The sequence below is a fragment of the Pseudomonas sp. TE9122 genome (assembly GCF_056278925.1).
In genome coordinates, this window is sequence record NZ_JBWBQI010000001.1 from 4,120,404 (window position 1) to 4,138,273 (window position 17,870).

Sequence of the window (17,870 nt, forward strand, 5' to 3'; positions counted from 1 at the left end):
AAAGAATGGCGGCTATCGTACGCTGGACACCGATTTGAGGCGAACAGATTACTTGCGCTGAAAAGCCACCGTGGTGAGGGGATTTATCCCCGTTCGGCTGCGCAGCAGTCGTAAAGCCATTGCACTCGGACTATCTGATACATCGAAGTTTGCGGTTTTCGGGCGGCTTCGCCACCCAGCGGGGATAAATCCCCTCGCCACAAGAACACTCAAAGTACCCAGTGGCGCAGGGGTGAAAAATATGCGCCGGCGCTTTATAGTGGCCGACCTCCGTTTCATCAAGTAGCGAAGCCCCATGTCCGAGCCACGCAAGATCCTCGTCACCAGCGCCCTGCCCTACGCCAATGGTTCGATTCACCTTGGCCACATGCTGGAATACATCCAGACCGATATGTGGGTGCGCTTCCAGAAGCATCGCGGCAACCAATGCATTTATGTCTGCGCCGACGACGCCCACGGTTCGGCGATCATGCTGCGCGCGGAAAAGGAAGGCATCACCCCGGAACAACTGATCGCCAACGTGCAGGCTGAACACAGCGCCGACTTTGCCGACTTCCTTGTCGATTTCGACAATTTCCACTCCACCCACGCCGAAGAAAACCGTGAGCTGTCGAGCCAGATCTACCTCAAGCTGCGCGACGCCGGGCACATCGCCCAGCGCTCGATCACCCAGTATTTCGACCCGGAAAAGAAAATGTTCCTGGCCGACCGCTTCATCAAGGGCACCTGCCCGAAATGCGGCACCGAAGACCAGTACGGCGACAACTGCGAAAAATGCGGCGCGACCTACGCACCGACCGACCTGAAGGATCCGAAGTCGGCGATCTCCGGCGCCACCCCGGTGCTCAAGGATTCCCAGCACTTCTTCTTCAAGCTGCCGGATTTCCAGGAAATGCTTCAGGCCTGGACCCGCAGCGGCACCCTGCAGGACGCCGTGGCCAACAAGATCGCCGAATGGCTGGATGCCGGCCTGCAGCAGTGGGACATCTCGCGCGATGCGCCGTACTTCGGCTTCGAGATCCCGGGCGAGCCGGGCAAGTATTTCTACGTCTGGCTGGATGCGCCGATCGGTTACATGGCCAGCTTCAAGAACCTCTGCAACCGTACGCCGGAGCTGGACTTCGACGCGTTCTGGGGCAAGGACTCGACCGCCGAGCTGTATCACTTCATCGGCAAGGACATCGTCAATTTCCACGCGCTGTTCTGGCCAGCCATGCTCGAAGGCGCCGGCTACCGCAAGCCGACCGGCATCAACGTGCACGGCTACCTGACCGTCAACGGCCAGAAAATGTCCAAGTCGCGCGGCACCTTCATCAAGGCCCGCACTTATCTGGATCATCTGTCGCCGGAATACCTGCGCTACTACTACGCGGCCAAGCTTGGCCGTGGCGTCGACGACCTCGACCTGAACCTCGAAGACTTCGTGCAGAAGGTCAACTCCGACCTGGTCGGCAAAGTGGTCAACATCGCCAGCCGTTGCGCCGGGTTTATCCACAAGGGCAACGGCGGCCTGCTGGTCGACAACAATGCCGCGCCGGAGCTGACCGAGGCTTTCCTCGCCGCCGCGCCGAGCATTGCCGACGCCTACGAGGCCCGCGACTTCGCCCGCGCCATGCGTGAAACCATGGCCCTGGCTGACCGTGCCAATGCGTGGATCGCCGACAAGGCGCCGTGGTCGCTGAACAAGCAGGAAGGCAAGCAGGATGAAGTCCAGGCGATCTGCGCCACCGGCATCAACCTGTTCCGCCAGTTGGTGATCTTCCTCAAACCGGTACTGCCGCTGCTGGCCGCTGATGCCGAGGCGTTCCTCAACGTCGCGCCGCTGACCTGGAATGACCACACCACCCTGCTGGCTAATCACCAGCTCAACGAATTCAAACCGTTGATGACCCGCATCGACCCGGTAAAAGTGCAAGCCATGACCGACGCATCGAAAGAAGACCTGACCGCCAGCCAGACCGACACCGGCGAAGCCAAGCCTGCGGGCAACGGCGAACTGGCCAAGGATCCGCTGTCGCCGGAAATCGATTTCGACGCCTTTGCCGCCATCGATTTGCGCGTCGCTTTGATCGTCAAGGCCGAACACGTCGAAGGCGCCGACAAGCTGCTGCGCCTGACCCTCGACATCGGTGACGAGCAACGCAACGTGTTCTCCGGGATCAAGAGCGCCTACCCGGACCCGTCCAAGCTCGACGGTCGCCTGACCATGATGATCGCCAACCTCAAGCCACGGAAAATGAAGTTCGGTATTTCCGAAGGCATGGTGATGGCGGCGGGCCCTGGTGGTGAAGAGATTTACCTGCTGAGCCCGGACAGCGGCGCCAAGCCGGGTCAGCGCATCAAGTAAGAGGTTGCCGTAAAACGATCCCACCGACGTGCTCTGCATGCCGGTGGGATTTTTCATATCTGGCCCGATAGTGCCTACCCTTAAGAGACACCCGCCCGTTTCGCTGGCAGAACCATGACCGAACTCGTGTTAACGCTGATCAGTGCTGCGCTGCTCAACAACTTCGTGTTGCACTGGCCGCTGGGCGTCGCTCCGTTGCTGGCGGGGAGCCGACGCCAGGTCCATGCGCTGGGGTTGGCGACGTTGTGCCTGATGGTGGTGGTCGGCGTTATCGGTCAGGCGATCTGGCAGTGGATATTGGTGCCGTTGCAGCTTGAAGCGCTGCGCCTGTTCGTGTTTCTGCCATTGAGTGTGTTGTTGATCGCGCCGCTGCTGAAACTGCTGGCGCGCGGCCTGCCCGATTGGCCGTTCGCTGGATTGTGGCCGCTGCTGCTGGGCAATGCCGGGGTACTCGGGCTGGCCTTGATCAATGCGCAAAACGATCATGACCTGCTGCACGCGACAGCTTTGAGTCTGGGTGCAGGGCTGGGTTTCTGGCTGGTATTGAGTGTGTTCTGCGACCTGCGCGAGCGTACGGTCGACAACGATATTCCCCTGCCCTTTCGCGGCCTGCCGATCGATCTGATCAGCGCCGGACTGGTCGCAGTGATTTTTCTCGGATTCAGTGGATTGATCAAAACATGAGTCTGATTCAACGCATCGATGCCCTGCTGCCGCAGACCCAATGCGGCAAGTGCGGCCATCCCGGATGCAAACCGTATGCGCAAGGCATTGTTGACGGCGAGCCGATCAACAAGTGCCCGCCGGGCGGCGAGGAGACCATCGTCGCCCTGGCCGAGCTGTTGAAAATACCGGTCCTGGAACTGGACATCAGCCGTGGCCCGGCACCGCCGCAAATCGCCTTCATCCGCGAGGCCGAATGCATCGGCTGCACCAAATGCATTCAGGCCTGCCCGGTCGACGCCATCGTCGGCGCGGCAAAACTCATGCACACGGTGCTGATCGACGAGTGCACCGGTTGTGATCTGTGCGTTGCGCCGTGCCCTGTCGACTGCATCGAAATGCATCCTTTGCCTGCGAACACGATCCCAGTGGTTGGCGGTCTCGCATTCGATCTCGAAGAACAGCGCGCCCGCGCTGAAAAGCGTGACCATGCGCGCCAGCGTTTCGAGCGACGCAACCAGCGCTTGCTGCATGAAGAACAGCAAAAGCAGGCTGAACGTGAAGCGCGAGCCGCGCGTGCGGCACAACCGCAAGTATCGACCGGCGACCCGGTGCAGGCTGCGCTGGAGCGGGTGCGTGCGCAAAAAGCCGCGAACGCAGATGCGGCGCTGAAGAAGGCCAAGGTCGATGTGGCGATGAGTCGCGCTCAATTGCACAAATCGCTGAAAGCCTTCGGTCACCCGCCGACGTTCGAGCAGCAGTCGCAACTGATCGTCCTGCAGCAACAATTCGAAGCCGCCGAGCAGGCGCTGGCGAATCTGGAAAGCAGCCAAACGGTGATTCCCGCCGTTCCCGCAACTACCAACGACGCCGAACTGAAGCGAGCCAAGATCCAATTGGCCATGCGCCGCGCCGAGTTGAAAAAAGCTCAGGCAGCGGAGGCTGCGCCGGAGCAGATCGCAGCACTGGAGCAAGCCGTGAGTGACGCCGAGCGCCGGGTGCAAGACCATGCCGCCCCTTGAGCCAGTGGACGATCGCCTGCAACAGGCGATGAACACCGTGCTGCTGGCCGCTGTGCCGGGTCTGCTCGCATTATTCTGGCTGTATGGCTGGGGCGTGTTGATCAACCTTTCCCTGGCGGTTGTCAGTGCTTTGCTCGTCGAAGCGGGCGTCGCCTGTCTGCGTAGGCAAGCGGTGCAAGCGGCAATGCGTGATGGCAGCGCGCTGGTCAGTGCGATGTTGCTGGCCGCCGCGCTGCCGGCTTATTGCCCTTGGTGGCTGACGGTCATTGCGACCGCTTCAGGTCTGTTGTTCGGCAAACATCTGTATGGCGGCGTCGGCAAAAACCCGTTCAACCCGGCGATGCTTGGCTTTGTCCTGAGCATGGTGCTGTTCCCGCAAGCGATGACCCATTGGCCCGCTCATGGCCTGGACTTTCTTGCGGCGCTGCAACAGGTTTTCAGTCCAGCGCAGGCGCCGGACGCGTGGGTGCAAGCCACGGCACTGGACAGTCTGCGCATCAATAAAAGCCTGACCATGCAGGAGCTGTTCGCCAGCAACCCGGCCTTCGGCCGCTTCGGCGGGCGCGGTGTGGAATGGGTGAATCTGGCGTTTCTGCTCGGCGGCCTGTGGCTGTTGCAGCGGCGGATCTTTTCCTGGCACGCACCGCTGGGGATGCTCGCCAGTCTGTTCGTCATCAGCCTGTTGTGCTGGAACGGCTCGGGGTCGGATTCCCATGGTTCGCCGCTGTTTCACCTGCTCAGCGGCGCGACCATGCTCGGTGCATTTTTTATTGTGACCGAGCCGGTGTCCGGCGCGAAAAGCGCCCTTGCCCGCCTGCTGTTCGGTGTTGGCGTCGGCCTGCTGACTTATCTGATTCGCACGTGGGGTGGTTACCCGGACGGCGTCGCGTTTGCGGTATTGCTGATGAATCTTCTGGTGCCGGCACTCGAACGCTTCGCCCTCAGCCGCCAGTCGAAGGTGAACGCGTGAATCGCTCAGCGAGTGTCGCGACGGTGGTGCTGCTGGCACTCGTTGGCGTGAGTGCGACATACGTGTTGCAGCGCAGCAGTGCACCGCAGATTGCCAGCGAGCAGCGCTTGCTCGACAGCCGAAAATTGCTTGATGTCATGCCTGCCGCGCTCTACGACAATCAGCCGCTGGAGCAACCGCTGACGCTCGCCGAGCCTGCTTTGCGCCATAGCACGCTGTCGGGCGGCTATCGAGCGACCCGCTCCGGTCAGACAGTCGCGGTGCTGTTGCGCAGTCGCAGAGAAGGTTACGCAGGTACTCTGGAACTGCTGATTGCCATTGATGCTAATGGCAAACTTTTAGGCGTGAAAACCCTTGAGCAGCGCGAAACGCCAGGATTGGGTGGTTACATCGGTGCATGGCCGAATGCCTGGCTTCAGGCCTTCGTCGGCAAATCCCGTACTGAGCCGACAGACGCCGGTTGGGCGCTGAAAAAGGATCAGGGGCAGTTCGATCAGATCGCTGGCGCGACCATTACCTCCCGTGCCGCCATTGACGCAATTCATGACGCACTGCGTTATTTCGATGAGCATCGGGCGCTGCTGTTGGGGACTGGCCCATGAAGCGCACGGTGAATTTATTGATGCTGGTGCCCCTACTGGGCGCCACACCAACATTCAGCGCTGCACTGGGGATAACCTTGATGCTCGGCGTGGTGCTCGGTGTATTTGCCGTCTGCATGTCGCCGCTGCGCGAGCGCCTCACGGGCACCCGTGCATTGCTCGCCAGCCTGATAATCGCCGCGACGTTGACCAGTTGCGCGGATATTGTGGCGCAACGCTGGTTTTTGCCATGGCAGCAGACGTCTGAGCTCTACATAGGGCTGATCGCCTTGCACTGCGTCGTGTTTGAATACCACGGTGCCTTCCGCGAGCCCGTCGCTGTCAGCTTCAAACGCTTCGCCATGTTCGGCGCGCTCATGCTGGTAGTCGGCGGGCTGCGCGAGATCATCGGTTATGGCAGCCTTGGCCGAGGCCTTTCGGAGCATTGGCCAGGTCTGGTTTTGTTCCCCGAAGGGCTGCGTCTGATTACGCTGGTTCCCGGCGCTTTGGTTTTACTGGGCCTGCTTCTCGCCGCCCGTCAGGCGTGGACACGCCGCAATTCTGTCATCAAGGAAACGCATCGCCCATGAATGCTGCAAAACGTCTTGAGATATTTCGCCGACTGCACGAAGACAATCCCGAGCCGAAAACCGAACTGGCCTACTCTTCGCCGTTCGAGCTCCTGATTGCGGTGATTCTTTCGGCGCAGTCCACCGATGTCGGCGTCAACAAGGCGACTGCCAAACTCTTTCCCGTCGCCAATACACCCGCCGCGATTCATGCGCTGGGTGTCGAGGGGCTGTCCGAGTACATCAAGACCATCGGCCTCTACAACAGCAAGGCGAAAAACGTCATTGAAACCTGCCGTTTGCTGGTTGAGCATCATGGCGGTGAAGTCCCGCAAACCCGGGAAGAACTGGAAGCCCTGCCGGGCGTCGGACGCAAGACCGCCAACGTGGTGCTCAACACCGCTTTCCGCCAATTGACCATGGCGGTCGACACGCACATTTTTCGCGTCAGCAATCGCACCGGCATCGCGCCGGGGAAAGATGTGGTGGAAGTAGAAATGAAGTTGATGAAGTTTGTACCGAAAGAATTCCTGCTCGACTCTCATCACTGGCTGATTTTGCACGGCCGTTATGTTTGCCTGGCGCGTAAACCGCGCTGCGGCAGCTGCCGCATCGAAGATCTATGCGAATACAAACATAAAACTTCTGACGATTGAGCGGTCATCGGCTTTTCGCATCCATCGATTGAAAAAATCTTTTTTACCCGCCGCAGTAATGTCGATATAAGGAGCGCCAAAGGCAGTCTTAGCCGGGAGTTGACTTCATGAGTACCGACACAGAGCAACTGGATGTAGAAGAGGATCTTATTGCCACCGACGCCGATGAGGTCGAACCGGTGGTTGAAGTGGCCAAGACCAACCTTAGCAAGCGTCGCACAATCGACAACCTGCTTGAGGAGCGCCGACTGCAAAGGCAATTGGCCGACTACGATTATGATCTGTGATATCTGAAGGCCTCCCTAGACGGAGGCTTTTCATTTTCTGCGACAACCGAGCTTGATCGGCCCATGACGTTCTCAGCTGTCGAATCGTTCAAACCAGGCCGTTGCGCTGCGCCAGCTCGATCAGATCAACCAGAGAACGCGCATTGAGTTTCAGCAACAGGCGAGTCTTGTAGGTACTCACAGTCTTGTTGCTCAAAAACATGCCATCGGCGATTTCCTTGTTGGTCTTGCCGCGCGCCAACTGCTGCAACACCATCATTTCCCGCCCGGACAGACGATCAACCATGTCCGCTTCACTCGCATTGCCCAGACTGGTGCGCACAGTGTGCAGCGCCTGATTGGGAAAATAACTGTAGCCGGACAGAACTGCCTTGATCGCACTGAGCAATTCGGTCAGATCCTGCTGTTTGCACACGTAACCCGCTGCGCCCGATTGCATGCAACGCATTGAAAAATGGCCGGGAGCCTGGGAAGTCAGCACCAGCACTTTCACCGGCATGGCAGTGGAGGTCAGGCGCGCAATAACTTCCAGTCCGTCGAGTTTGGGTATTCCAATATCCAGGATGACAAGATCGGGTATTTGTTCACGAGCAATTTGTAGTGCATCAACGCCATTATCCGTTTCTGCAATGACTTCGTAGCCATGCCGTTCCATCAGCATACGTACCGCAAGTCGAATGACGGGGTGGTCATCCACGATCAGCACTTTATTCATGGGCAAGTCCAGTTTTCGCTGTTCGAATTTTTAGAACACGCACGATATCCCAGTCACTTGCTTCAAGGCATGGCAACTTTTACACGCATTTGCATCCAGAGACATTCCCTACAGGCATTGAGGATAATTCCCACAAATTCGCTGCCCTTGCCCCATTGCAACCGCCTTCCGATCTTTCATACACCGGCGGAGTTTGATCTTCATGCAGTCGAGTCCTACGCCATGGTGGGTCGTTGGAAAACTTCAACAGGCGCAATTACGAACCTTCATACACGATGATTTACCTGTCAAATTGGCCTTGGGCAAGCACTGGGACATACGACGTAACGAACCGACACAACCACCTGTTCGACACAACATCGTTGATTCTATAAAACTTTAGTTAACAGCCGCGCACTTACACAAGCGCCTTTACTATCGCTGAAACAACCAACTTAAACTAGACAAACCATGTAGAAGCAGAACAATGCTAAAGATAAAAAACAAAATCACCAACCCCATGACAGTCATCGCCATATTTGCAATTCTTTCGGAAACCTCGGCGGCGGTATCGTTACCATTTCTCGATAACAAGGACCGGGAAATTTACGTCTGGTTTCTGATCAGTTTCCCCTTTTACTTGTTATTCCTGTTCTTTATCACTCTCAACTTCAATCATCGCTCGCTTTACTCGCCTTCAGACTTCGGCAAAGACAAAAGCTTTTTGAAAACCACTCAAAATAACCAGAGGGACGAATCCTTTCGCGAAGCAGGCGAGCGTTGTGCTTTTGAGCTGACCAGTTGCATCGTGTCGGGTAAAACCGGGCCAGGCCGAGTGCCGATTCCCTGCAGAGTTCACAACGCGCCGGACCCACCGCTCGGTCCACGCGACCCATCCCATCCGGTTATGCAGAATATCAAGCTGTCACCCTGGGTAAGTGAACTGAACATCATTGACGCAAGAGAAGTTGATGCAGCGAAGGAATTCGATGCCATCTTCGAAACGCTAAAAGGCGTCGATAAAAAGCACGCGCGGGTTCTCGTATTTCTTTGTAATCATGCGTCGGACGCGCTTGCCCACTCCGCATTGCAACAGATCAGGCAGGCCAAGAAAGGCTCAGGAGCCACACTGTGCATCGTATATAACCTGTGTTCGCAGACGGTGACATTACTGGGACGAACCAGCTGAACCGGGTCAAGACTGCGCGCAGATACACGAGGGAGCCTGATGAACCAGAAAAAAAAGATGAAAAAAAGGCGGCCCTCAACAGGCCGCCATTTTTATTGCGCGTCGGTCTGAGCCACTCAGAACAACTTGCGGCCCTTGTTGGCAGCAATGCGCATGCGCAGCGCGTTGAGCTTGATGAAGCCCGCCGCATCGGCTTGGTTGTAAGCGCCGCCATCTTCTTCGAAGGTGGCGATGTTGGCGTCGAACAGCGAATCGTCGGACTTGCGGCCGGTGACGATGACGTTGCCCTTGTACAGCTTCAGGCGCACTACGCCGTTCACGTTGACCTGCGAAGCGTCGATCATCTGTTGCAGCATCAGACGCTCAGGGCTCCACCAGTAGCCGGTGTAGATCAGGCTGGCGTACTTGGGCATCAGCTCGTCTTTGAGGTGAGCGACTTCGCGGTCCAGAGTGATCGATTCGATGGCGCGGTGAGCGCGCAGCATGATGGTGCCACCCGGGGTCTCGTAGCAGCCACGGGACTTCATGCCGACATAACGGTTTTCGACGATGTCGAGACGACCGATGCCGTGCTCGCCGCCGATCTTGTTCAGCGTCGCCAGTACGGTGGCCGGGGTCATTTCGACGCCGTCCAGCGCGACGATGTCGCCGTTGCGGTAAGTCAGTTCCAGGTATTGCGGGGTGTCGGGAGCCTTCTCCGGGGAGACGGTCCAGCGCCACATGTCTTCTTCGTGCTCGGTCCAGGTGTCTTCCAGCACGCCGCCTTCATAGGAGATGTGCAGCAGGTTGGCGTCCATCGAGTACGGGGATTTTTTCTTGCCGTGGCGTTCGATCGGGATCGCGTGCTTCTCGGCGTAGTCCATCAGCTTCTCGCGCGACAGCAGGTCCCACTCGCGCCAAGGGGCGATCACTTTCACGCCTGGCTTGAGCGCGTAGGCGCCCAGTTCGAAGCGCACCTGGTCGTTGCCCTTGCCGGTGGCGCCATGGGAAATGGCGTCGGCGCCGGTTTCGTTGGCGATTTCGATCAGGCGCTTGGCGATCAGCGGACGGGCGATGGAGGTACCCAGCAGGTACTCGCCTTCGTAAACGGTGTTGGCGCGGAACATCGGGAACACGAAATCACGCACGAACTCTTCGCGCAGATCGTCGATGTAGATTTCTTTGACGCCCATGGCCTGAGCCTTGGCGCGGGCCGGCTCGACCTCTTCGCCTTGACCGAGATCGGCGGTGAAAGTCACCACTTCACAGTTATAAGTATCCTGCAGCCACTTGAGGATCACCGAAGTGTCCAGGCCGCCGGAATACGCCAGAACGACCTTGTTTACGTCCGCCATGCCATCACTCCACGGGGTTCTACGGAAAGCCGGGGAGTCTACCGCTCAAACGCGATAATTTACAGAGGCGCGACAGCTTAAGACGACAAAGCGACAGAATCTGTCGAGAGCGCGACGATGACCGGCGAGTCAGGAAGTCGTTGCGGCGGTGGCTGGCGTACTCGCTTGCGGCGCTGGCGCAGGAGCTGTGGTCGGTGCCACACGCGACAGTTTCACGTTGACCCGGCGATTCTTCGCACGATTGGCCTTGCTGGTGTTCGGCACGATCGGATACTGCTCGCCGTGGAAACGCACGGTGATCTGCGATTCCTGAATGCCGTTGGCCTTGAAGAAATCCACCACCGCCAGCGCGCGGCGGCGCGACAATTCGCGGTTGGTCAGACGATTGCCGCTGTTGTCGGAATGGCCGTCGAGGTCAATGTGGTTCACCGTCGGGTCGGCCTTCATGTATTCGAGCATCACTTGCAGCTTGGCCTTGGCAGCCGGGTCCAGCTCAACGCCTTCGCCGGGAAAGCCTATCTGCGACTGCTTGATCTGGTCGAAATTCTGCGGCAGCAATTTCGCCACGCAGCCTTGATAGTCGTTGAACGCCTTGCTGAATTTCACCGGCAACAAACGCACTTCCGACACCCGGCCATCGCCAGACGCACGGCGAACTACCGGGCTACGGCCGTCCAGCAGACCGCTGATCAGCCCACCGGCCTGGGATTGCGAGCTGTTGAACAACACATTGCCACTGCCCAGCCGTACCGAGCCCAGATTGATATCGCCGCGCCCCGGCTGCCACGGTGCAGCGGCAGCGAGCAACGTCGCCGAGCCGCCACCAAGCATGGCGTTGTAGGCATTCAGGCGAAAGATCGCCTGCTCACCGGCCTTGCGCACGAACTCGCCCGAGCCGAAATCAGTGATCGGTTGCGTCAGGCGGCATTCGAACTGGTCGCCGGCGACCGTCCACTCAATGTTCTCCAGACGGGTCTGGTAAGTCAGCGCCATCGCGGGAAGGCTGGCAAACACACTGAGCAGGGCTAAATAACGCTGGCGCACGGGAGGCTCCATTGGCTTGTGAAACACAAACACCGATTCACACAATGTTTACGGCATACCTTCGGGATATCGGACGCTTGTGGCAAAACTTGATAGCGGGTGCCTGCAAGAGTCTTTTCCGGTAGCATTCGCCTCAGTTTGACCCGCCTGGAATCCCCTCATGTCCGACCGCCTGACCCTGCTGCGTCCCGACGACTGGCACATTCATCTTCGCGATGGTGCCGTGTTGACCAATACCGTTGCCGATGTGGCCCGCACCTTCGGGCGCGCGATCATCATGCCGAACCTGGTACCGCCGGTGCGCAACGCCGCTGAAGCCGACGGCTATCGTCAGCGCATTCTCGCTGCCCGCCCGGCCGGCAGTCAGTTCGAGCCGTTGATGGTGCTGTACCTCACCGACCGCACCCAACCGGAAGAAATTCGTCAGGCCAAGGCCAGCGGTTTCGTCTACGCCGCCAAGCTTTACCCGGCCGGCGCGACCACCAATTCCGATTCCGGCGTGACCAGCATCGACAAGATCTTCCCGGCGCTGGAAGCCATGGCCGAAGTCGGCATGCCGCTGTTGATCCACGGTGAAGTCACCCGTGGCGACGTCGATGTGTTCGACCGCGAAAAAATCTTCATCGATGAGCACATGCGCCGCGTGGTCGAGCGCTTCCCGACGCTGAAAGTGGTGTTCGAGCACATCACCACCGGTGACGCCGTGCAATTCGTCAACGAGGCTTCGGCCAACGTCGGCGCGACCATCACCGCGCACCACCTGTTGTACAACCGTAATCACATGCTGGTGGGCGGGATTCGGCCACATTTCTATTGCTTGCCGATCCTCAAGCGCAACACCCATCAGGAAGCCTTGCTCGATGCCGCCACCAGCGGCAGCGCCAAGTTCTTCCTCGGCACCGACTCGGCGCCCCACGCCCAGCACGCCAAGGAAGCCGCCTGCGGTTGCGCCGGTTGCTACACCGCCTACGCCGCCATCGAGATGTATGCCGAAGCGTTTGAACAGCGTAATGCGCTGGACAAGCTCGAAGCCTTCGCCAGCCTCAACGGCCCGCGTTTCTACGGCCTGCCGGCAAACACCGATCGCATCACCCTGGTTCGCGAAGAATGGACCGCCCCGACCAGCCTGCCATTTGGCGAGCTGACCGTTATCCCGCTGCGCGCCGGTGAAAAACTGCGCTGGCGCCTGCTGGAGGAACACGCGTGAGTGAAGAGCATTTCGACGATGAGCTGGACGGTCAAAGTGGTGGCGGCGGTTCCCGTCACCCGATGGCAGCGCGTTTTCGCGGCTACCTGCCGGTTGTCGTCGACGTAGAAACCGGTGGCTTCAACGCAGCCACCGATGCCCTGCTGGAGATTGCCGCGACCACCATCGCCATGGATGAAAAGGGTTTCGTCTACCCGGATCACACCTACTTCTTCCGCGTCGAGCCATTCGAAGGTGCGAACGTTGAAGCGGCAGCGCTGGAGTTCACCGGGATCAAGCTTGATCATCCGCTGCGCATGGCCGTCAGTGAAGAAACCGCGCTGACCGATATTTTCCGTGGCATCCGCAAGGCCCTCAAAGCCAACGGTTGCAAACGGGCGATTCTGGTCGGGCACAACAGCAGCTTCGATCTGGGCTTTCTCAACGCAGCAGTCGCGCGGCTGGACATGAAGCGCAACCCGTTCCACCCGTTCTCCAGTTTCGACACGGCGACTCTGGCGGGTCTGGCGTACGGTCAGACAGTGTTGGCGAAAGCCTGTCAGGCCGCCGGCATCGATTTCGACGGTCGTGAGGCGCACTCGGCGCGCTACGACACCGAAAAGACCGCTGAGCTGTTCTGCGGCATCGTCAATCGCTGGAAACAGATGGGCGGCTGGGAAGACTTCGACGACTGATCCTCGGCGAACAAATCCCGCGCATAAAAAAACCGGCCACATGGGCCGGTTTTTTTCTACCTCGACGTTGCGCCTTACAGGGCAGCAGCGTTTTCGGTCAGGTAAGCCGCAACGCCTTCTGGCGAAGCGTTCATGCCTTTGTCGCCTTTCTTCCAGTTGGCCGGGCAGACTTCGCCGTGCTCTTCGTGGAATTGCAGCGCGTCGACCAGACGGATCAGCTCTTCCATGTTACGGCCCAGCGGCAGGTCGTTGATGATCTGCGAGCGAACCACGCCTTTGTCGTCGATCAGGAACGCGCCGCGGAAAGCCACGCCGCCTTCGGATTCAACGTCGTAAGCCTTGGCGATGTCGTGCTTCATGTCGGCAGCCATGGTGTATTTCACCTGGCCGATGCCGCCATTGTTCACTGGAGTGTTGCGCCAGGCGTTGTGGGTGAAGTGCGAGTCGATCGACACAGCGATCACTTCAACGTTGCGCGCCTTGAAGTCAGCCATGCGGTTGTCCAGAGCGATCAGCTCGGACGGGCAGACGAAGGTGAAGTCCAGCGGGTAGAAGAACACCAGGCCGTATTTGCCTTTGATGGCCGAGGACAGGGTGAAGCTGTCAACGATCTCGCCATTGCCGAGTACGGCCGGGACGGTGAAGTCTGGGGCTTGTTTGCCTACGAGTACGCTCATTGATATCTCCTGGTGTAGAAACTTGAAGTTCAGGGTCCGGGCCAGCCTGTCACCCTCAGGCGACAGCCCTGTGACACGAACCCTCTTCGCAAGGGACGATCATCATACACTGCGTGTTTGGCCTGTCCGTAACGGATTTTCCCTGTTCGGTTATCCACTGCGTATTCATTGGGTAAAGCGAGTGCCTGGAAAATACCGTTCGTCAGGCGCAGGCAAATTGGCTGGGAAGCGTTCCGAAAGCACTTTGACAATCATTCTCGTTAACATTAAGATCCATCGCAATTGAGTCACAACCAGCGACGGTTCTTACTTATGTATGTTTGCCTCTGCACTGGCGTCACCGACGGACAGATCCGCGAAGCGATCTATGAAGGTTGCTGCAGCTACAAAGAAGTTCGCCAGGCCACCGGCGTCGCCAGCCAGTGCGGCAAATGCGCCTGCCTTGCCAAGGAAGTGGTCCGCGAAACTCTGACCAAGCTGCAAACCGCCCAGGCCGCGATCCCTTACCCGGTAGAATTTACTGCTGCGTAAATGCCCCCATTTCAAAGAACCGGACTTCGCGTCCGGTTTTTTTATGCCTGAAAATCAATTGCTTAGCGTCCAGACGCGGAACACAAACATTCTTATTCCGATTAATTTTCATTTATTATTCAATAACTTAGGTTTGACACTTATAAACACCAAGCTCAAACTCCGCCTTATATACAGTTAATACAGGGCAGGACTCCGATCATGAAAGGCGACATTACAGTCATCCAGCATCTCAACAAGATCCTTGCCAATGAGCTGGTCGCGATCAATCAGTACTTTCTGCATGCACGCATGTATGAAGATTGGGGTCTGAACAAGCTCGGCAAGCACGAATACCACGAATCCATCGACGAGATGAAACACGCGGACAAGCTGATCAAGCGCATCCTGTTCCTTGAAGGCCTGCCGAATGTGCAGGACCTGGGCAAGCTGCACATCGGCGAACACACCCGCGAAATGCTCGAATGCGACCTGCGCATTGAAAAGACCGGCCACGCCGACCTGAAAGCCGCCATCGCCCATTGCGAAACCGTTGGCGACTTCGGCAGCCGTGAACTGCTCGAAGACATTCTTGAGTCGGAAGAAGAACACATCGACTGGCTGGAAACCCAGCTCGGCCTGATCGACAAGATCGGCCTGGAAAACTATCTGCAGTCGCAGATGGGCGAAGAGTGATCTGACCCTCGCAAGATACTAAAAAGCCCCGCCCTCTTTCGAGGTGCGGGGCTTTTTTATCGCCGGGATTTCAGAGGTTGCGAAATCCCTGCAAGAGCGAATCAGGCTTCGGACTTGTTCGCCGCTGCCGCTTCGACAGCCGCCTTGATGGTGCTTTGCAGCGAACCGTCTGCAGCCATCTCGGTCATGATGTCGCTGCCGCCGACCAGCTCACCGCCGACCCACAGTTGCGGGAAAGTCGGCCAGTTGGCGTACTTCGGCAGGTTGGCGCGGATTTCCGGGTTCTGCAGGATGTCCACGTATGCGAACTTTTCACCACAGGCCATCACGGCTTGCGCAGCTTTTGCGGAGAAGCCGCACTGCGGGGCATTCGGCGAGCCTTTCATGTAAAGCAGAATGGTGTTGTTGGCAATCTGCTCTTTAATCGTTTCGATGATATCCATGGAGCACCTCGGCTGAACTTTCCGACTCAGAGGTCGGCACGGTGGCGCATTGTAACGGAATCCCGAGCGCCATGCTCGGTCTCCCCGACAGACCCGCTCAGGCCGCCGCCACGGTCACCGGCACACCGTTCAACGCCGCGTTGCCCGACAGTTCGTCAAGCTGACACTCGTCGGTCAGGTCGTTGGCGCTTGACCCCGGCTGGCCGCTGGCGATCGCCATCTGCACGCCCGGGCGCGCGTGGCCCCAACCGTGCGGCAGGCTGACCACGCCTTTCATCATGTCGAGACTGGCGAGCACTTCCACCTCGATCTGCCCGACCCGCGAACTCACCCGAACCCGCTGCCCATCGGCCAGACCACGGCTGGCCAGGTCATCCGGGTGCATCAGCAACTGATGCCGTGGCTTACCCTTCACCAGCCGATGGAAATTATGCATCCACGAATTATTGCTGCGTACATGGCGGCGACCGATCATCAACAATTCATCGGCTGCCGGCGCCTGCAACGTGGCAAAGCGTGCGAGGTCGGCGAGAATTTCCGGCGGTGCGGCCTGGATACGCTGATTCGGCGTTTTCAGACGTGACGCCAGATTCGGCTTCAGCGCCCCAAGATCAATGCCGTGCGGATGATCGAACAGCGTCGCCAGCGACAACTTGTGCTCGGACGCATCGCCGTAGCGGCCCATACGCAGGCCCATGTCGATCATCTTCGCCGGCGGCATCGTCGGTTTCAGTTCTTTACCGGTTTTCTCGGCGAAGGCCTTGGCCAAACCGACGAAGATCTCCCAGTCGTGCAGCGCACCCTCGGGCTTGGCGAGGATCGCGCGATTGAAGCGGGTCACGTTACGCACCGCAAACAGGTTGAAAGTGGTGTCGTAGTGATCGTTTTCCAGCGCCGAGGTCGACGGCAGGATCAGATCGGCATAGCGCGTGGTTTCGTTGATGTACAGGTCGATGCTGAGCATGAAGTCGAGGCCGTCCAGCGCCTGTTCCAGTTGCCGGCCGTTGGGTGTCGACAACACCGGGTTGCCGGCGACGGTGATCAGCGCGCGGATCTGCCCCTCGCCCTCGGTGAGCATTTCTTCGGCCAGCGCCGAGACCGGCAACTCGCCGCCGTATTCAGGACGCCCGGAAACCCGGCTCTGCCATTTGTTGAAATGCCCGCCCGAGGTCGACGCCACCAGGTCCACCGCTGGCTCGGTGCACAGGGCACCGCCAACGCGGTCGAGATTGCCGGTGACCAGATTGATCAACTGCACCACCCAATGACACAAGGTGCCAAAGGCCTGGGTCGAGACGCCCATGCGTCCATAGCAGACGGCGCTTGGCGCGGCAGCGAAGTCGCGGGCGAGCTGCCGAATCTGCTCGGCAGGCACCGCGCAAAGTGGGCTCATGGCTTCGGCGCTGAACGCCGCCACGGCGTTTCGCACTTCGTCGAGGCCATCGACCGGCAAATGGCTGTCGCGGGTCAGGCCTTCGCTGAACAGCGTATTGAGCATGCCGAACAACAGCGCCGCATCGCCGCCCGGGCGGACGAACACGTGCTGATCAGCCATCGCTGCGGTTTCGCTGCGGCGCGGATCGACTACCACCACTTTGCCGCCGCGCGCCTGAATCGCCTTCAGGCGCTTCTCGACATCCGGCACGGTCATGATGCTGCCGTTGGACGCCAGCGGATTGCCGCCGAGAATCAGCATGAAATCGGTGTGGTCGATGTCCGGGATCGGCAACAGCAGACCGTGGCCGTACATCAGATAGCTGCTGAGGTGATGCGGCAATTGATCGACTGAAGTGGCCGAATAACGATTGCGGGTTTTCAGCAACCCCAGGAAGTAATTGCTGTGGGTCATCAGGCCGTAGTTGTGCACGCTCGGATTGCCCTGATACACCGCAACGGCGTTCTGGCCGTGACGTTCCTGAATCGCCGCGAGTTTCTCGGCCACCAGCGCAAACGCCTCGTCCCATTCGATCGGCAGCCATTCGCTGCCGACGCGGCGCATTGGCTGACGCAGCCGGTCGGGATCGTTCTGAATATCTTGCAGGGCCACGGCTTTCGGGCAGATATGGCCGCGGCTGAAGGTGTCGAGGGCATCGCCCTTGATCGAGGTGATCGCGACATCGCCATCGGTTTCCGTAGTTTCGATGGTCAGCCCGCAAATGGCTTCGCACAGGTGGCACGCACGGTGGTGAAGAGTCTTGGTCATGGCCAGTCTCTGTCTTGTTCGGGGGCAGGCGATCACGCCCGCGGGAACAAAACTATGGCCCGTGCGCGGAGCAGGCGCCAGCGACGTTCGTCTCGTGAATCGAT

At 58.8% G+C, this 17,870-nt stretch carries 19 protein-coding genes; 13 read left to right on the plus strand and 6 right to left on the minus strand.

The genetic code is table 11. From position 1 onward, the window contains the following. Positions 1-295: 295 nt before the first annotated feature. The 8 genes from metG (at position 296) to ACZ9BE_RS18525 (ending at position 7,095) form a co-directional block, all read left to right on the plus strand. Positions 296-2,347 (plus strand): methionine--tRNA ligase, encoded by a 2,052-nt coding sequence (metG, locus tag ACZ9BE_RS18490; RefSeq protein ID WP_095181794.1) that lies wholly within the window; start codon positions 296-298, stop codon positions 2,345-2,347. A 114-nt stretch (positions 2,348-2,461) separates the two neighbouring features. Beyond that, positions 2,462-3,031, plus strand: coding sequence for an Rnf-Nqr domain containing protein (locus ACZ9BE_RS18495; RefSeq protein ID WP_476249785.1), 570 nt, complete (start codon positions 2,462-2,464; stop codon positions 3,029-3,031). After that, positions 3,028-4,032, plus strand: a complete 1,005-nt coding sequence (rsxB, locus tag ACZ9BE_RS18500) for an electron transport complex subunit RsxB (protein ID WP_476249786.1) — start codon at positions 3,028-3,030, stop codon at positions 4,030-4,032. Before ACZ9BE_RS18495 ends, rsxB begins: the two co-directional genes overlap by 4 nt. Further along, positions 4,019-5,002, plus strand: a complete 984-nt coding sequence (locus ACZ9BE_RS18505; RefSeq protein WP_252878816.1) for an RnfABCDGE type electron transport complex subunit D — start codon at positions 4,019-4,021, stop codon at positions 5,000-5,002. The genes rsxB and ACZ9BE_RS18505 overlap by 14 nt, the downstream gene beginning before the upstream one ends. Further along, the gene (locus ACZ9BE_RS18510) at positions 4,999-5,604 is read left to right on the plus strand and encodes an RnfABCDGE type electron transport complex subunit G (RefSeq protein ID WP_476249787.1); all 606 of its coding nucleotides are present in this window, start codon (positions 4,999-5,001) and stop codon (positions 5,602-5,604) included. Before ACZ9BE_RS18505 ends, ACZ9BE_RS18510 begins: the two co-directional genes overlap by 4 nt. Further along, positions 5,601-6,173 carry an Rnf-Nqr domain containing protein gene (locus ACZ9BE_RS18515; RefSeq protein WP_476249788.1) on the plus strand — a complete coding sequence of 191 codons (573 nt, stop codon included), beginning with the start codon at positions 5,601-5,603 and terminating at the stop codon, positions 6,171-6,173. The genes ACZ9BE_RS18510 and ACZ9BE_RS18515 overlap by 4 nt, the downstream gene beginning before the upstream one ends. Beyond that, positions 6,170-6,808: an endonuclease III gene (gene nth / locus ACZ9BE_RS18520; RefSeq protein ID WP_476249789.1), complete on the plus strand. Its 639-nt coding sequence runs from the start codon at positions 6,170-6,172 to the stop codon at positions 6,806-6,808. The genes ACZ9BE_RS18515 and nth overlap by 4 nt, the downstream gene beginning before the upstream one ends. Before the next feature lie 107 nt (positions 6,809-6,915). Continuing rightward, complete coding sequence (locus ACZ9BE_RS18525; protein WP_041479865.1) at positions 6,916-7,095, plus strand: PA3496 family putative envelope integrity protein; 180 nt, start codon at positions 6,916-6,918, stop codon at positions 7,093-7,095. Positions 7,096-7,183: 88 nt separating this feature from the next. Here ACZ9BE_RS18525 and ACZ9BE_RS18530 read toward each other — a convergent pair whose 3' ends face one another. Beyond that, on the minus strand, positions 7,184-7,810 hold the full coding sequence (locus ACZ9BE_RS18530; protein WP_016773408.1) for a response regulator transcription factor: 627 nt from the start codon (positions 7,808-7,810) through the stop codon (positions 7,184-7,186). 466 nt (positions 7,811-8,276) lie between these two features. On the opposite strand from ACZ9BE_RS18530, the gene ACZ9BE_RS18535 reads away from it, so the two are divergent. Beyond that, positions 8,277-8,978, plus strand: coding sequence for a hypothetical protein (locus ACZ9BE_RS18535; RefSeq protein WP_095181788.1), 702 nt, complete (start codon positions 8,277-8,279; stop codon positions 8,976-8,978). A gap of 116 nt (positions 8,979-9,094) precedes the next feature. Here the strand turns inward: ACZ9BE_RS18535 and ACZ9BE_RS18540 are convergent, their stop codons facing one another. Together ACZ9BE_RS18540 and ACZ9BE_RS18545 are read right to left on the minus strand one after the other, a co-directional pair. Continuing rightward, on the minus strand, positions 9,095-10,312 hold the full coding sequence (locus ACZ9BE_RS18540; protein WP_007953201.1) for an argininosuccinate synthase: 1,218 nt from the start codon (positions 10,310-10,312) through the stop codon (positions 9,095-9,097). Between the two features lie 129 nt (positions 10,313-10,441). Further along, complete coding sequence (locus ACZ9BE_RS18545) at positions 10,442-11,356, minus strand: flagellar protein MotY (protein ID WP_016773406.1); 915 nt, start codon at positions 11,354-11,356, stop codon at positions 10,442-10,444. A 160-nt stretch (positions 11,357-11,516) separates the two neighbouring features. On the opposite strand from ACZ9BE_RS18545, the gene pyrC reads away from it, so the two are divergent. Next, positions 11,517-12,563, plus strand: coding sequence for a dihydroorotase (gene pyrC, locus ACZ9BE_RS18550; protein WP_016773405.1), 1,047 nt, complete (start codon positions 11,517-11,519; stop codon positions 12,561-12,563). Continuing rightward, a complete protein-coding gene (gene rnt, locus ACZ9BE_RS18555; RefSeq protein ID WP_041479868.1) occupies positions 12,560-13,237 on the plus strand; it encodes a ribonuclease T in 678 nt (225 codons plus the stop codon). The genes pyrC and rnt overlap by 4 nt, the downstream gene beginning before the upstream one ends. Positions 13,238-13,311: 74 nt before the next feature. Here the strand turns inward: rnt and ACZ9BE_RS18560 are convergent, their stop codons facing one another. Next, the gene (locus ACZ9BE_RS18560) at positions 13,312-13,914 is read right to left on the minus strand and encodes a peroxiredoxin (RefSeq protein WP_003227723.1); all 603 of its coding nucleotides are present in this window, start codon (positions 13,912-13,914) and stop codon (positions 13,312-13,314) included. Between the two features lie 312 nt (positions 13,915-14,226). On the opposite strand from ACZ9BE_RS18560, the gene ACZ9BE_RS18565 reads away from it, so the two are divergent. Then, entirely contained in the window at positions 14,227-14,445 is a 219-nt protein-coding gene (locus ACZ9BE_RS18565) for a bacterioferritin-associated ferredoxin (RefSeq protein WP_003227725.1), read from the plus strand. Between the two features lie 201 nt (positions 14,446-14,646). Further along, positions 14,647-15,120 (plus strand): bacterioferritin, encoded by a 474-nt coding sequence (gene bfr, locus ACZ9BE_RS18570; protein ID WP_016773403.1) that lies wholly within the window; start codon positions 14,647-14,649, stop codon positions 15,118-15,120. Between the two features lie 101 nt (positions 15,121-15,221). Here the strand turns inward: bfr and grxD are convergent, their stop codons facing one another. Together grxD and ACZ9BE_RS18580 are read right to left on the minus strand one after the other, a co-directional pair. Further along, the gene (gene grxD, locus ACZ9BE_RS18575; protein ID WP_016773402.1) at positions 15,222-15,563 is read right to left on the minus strand and encodes a Grx4 family monothiol glutaredoxin; all 342 of its coding nucleotides are present in this window, start codon (positions 15,561-15,563) and stop codon (positions 15,222-15,224) included. Positions 15,564-15,660: 97 nt separating this feature from the next. Then, positions 15,661-17,766 (minus strand): molybdopterin oxidoreductase family protein, encoded by a 2,106-nt coding sequence (locus tag ACZ9BE_RS18580; RefSeq protein ID WP_476249790.1) that lies wholly within the window; start codon positions 17,764-17,766, stop codon positions 15,661-15,663. Positions 17,767-17,870: the final 104 nt, after the last annotated feature.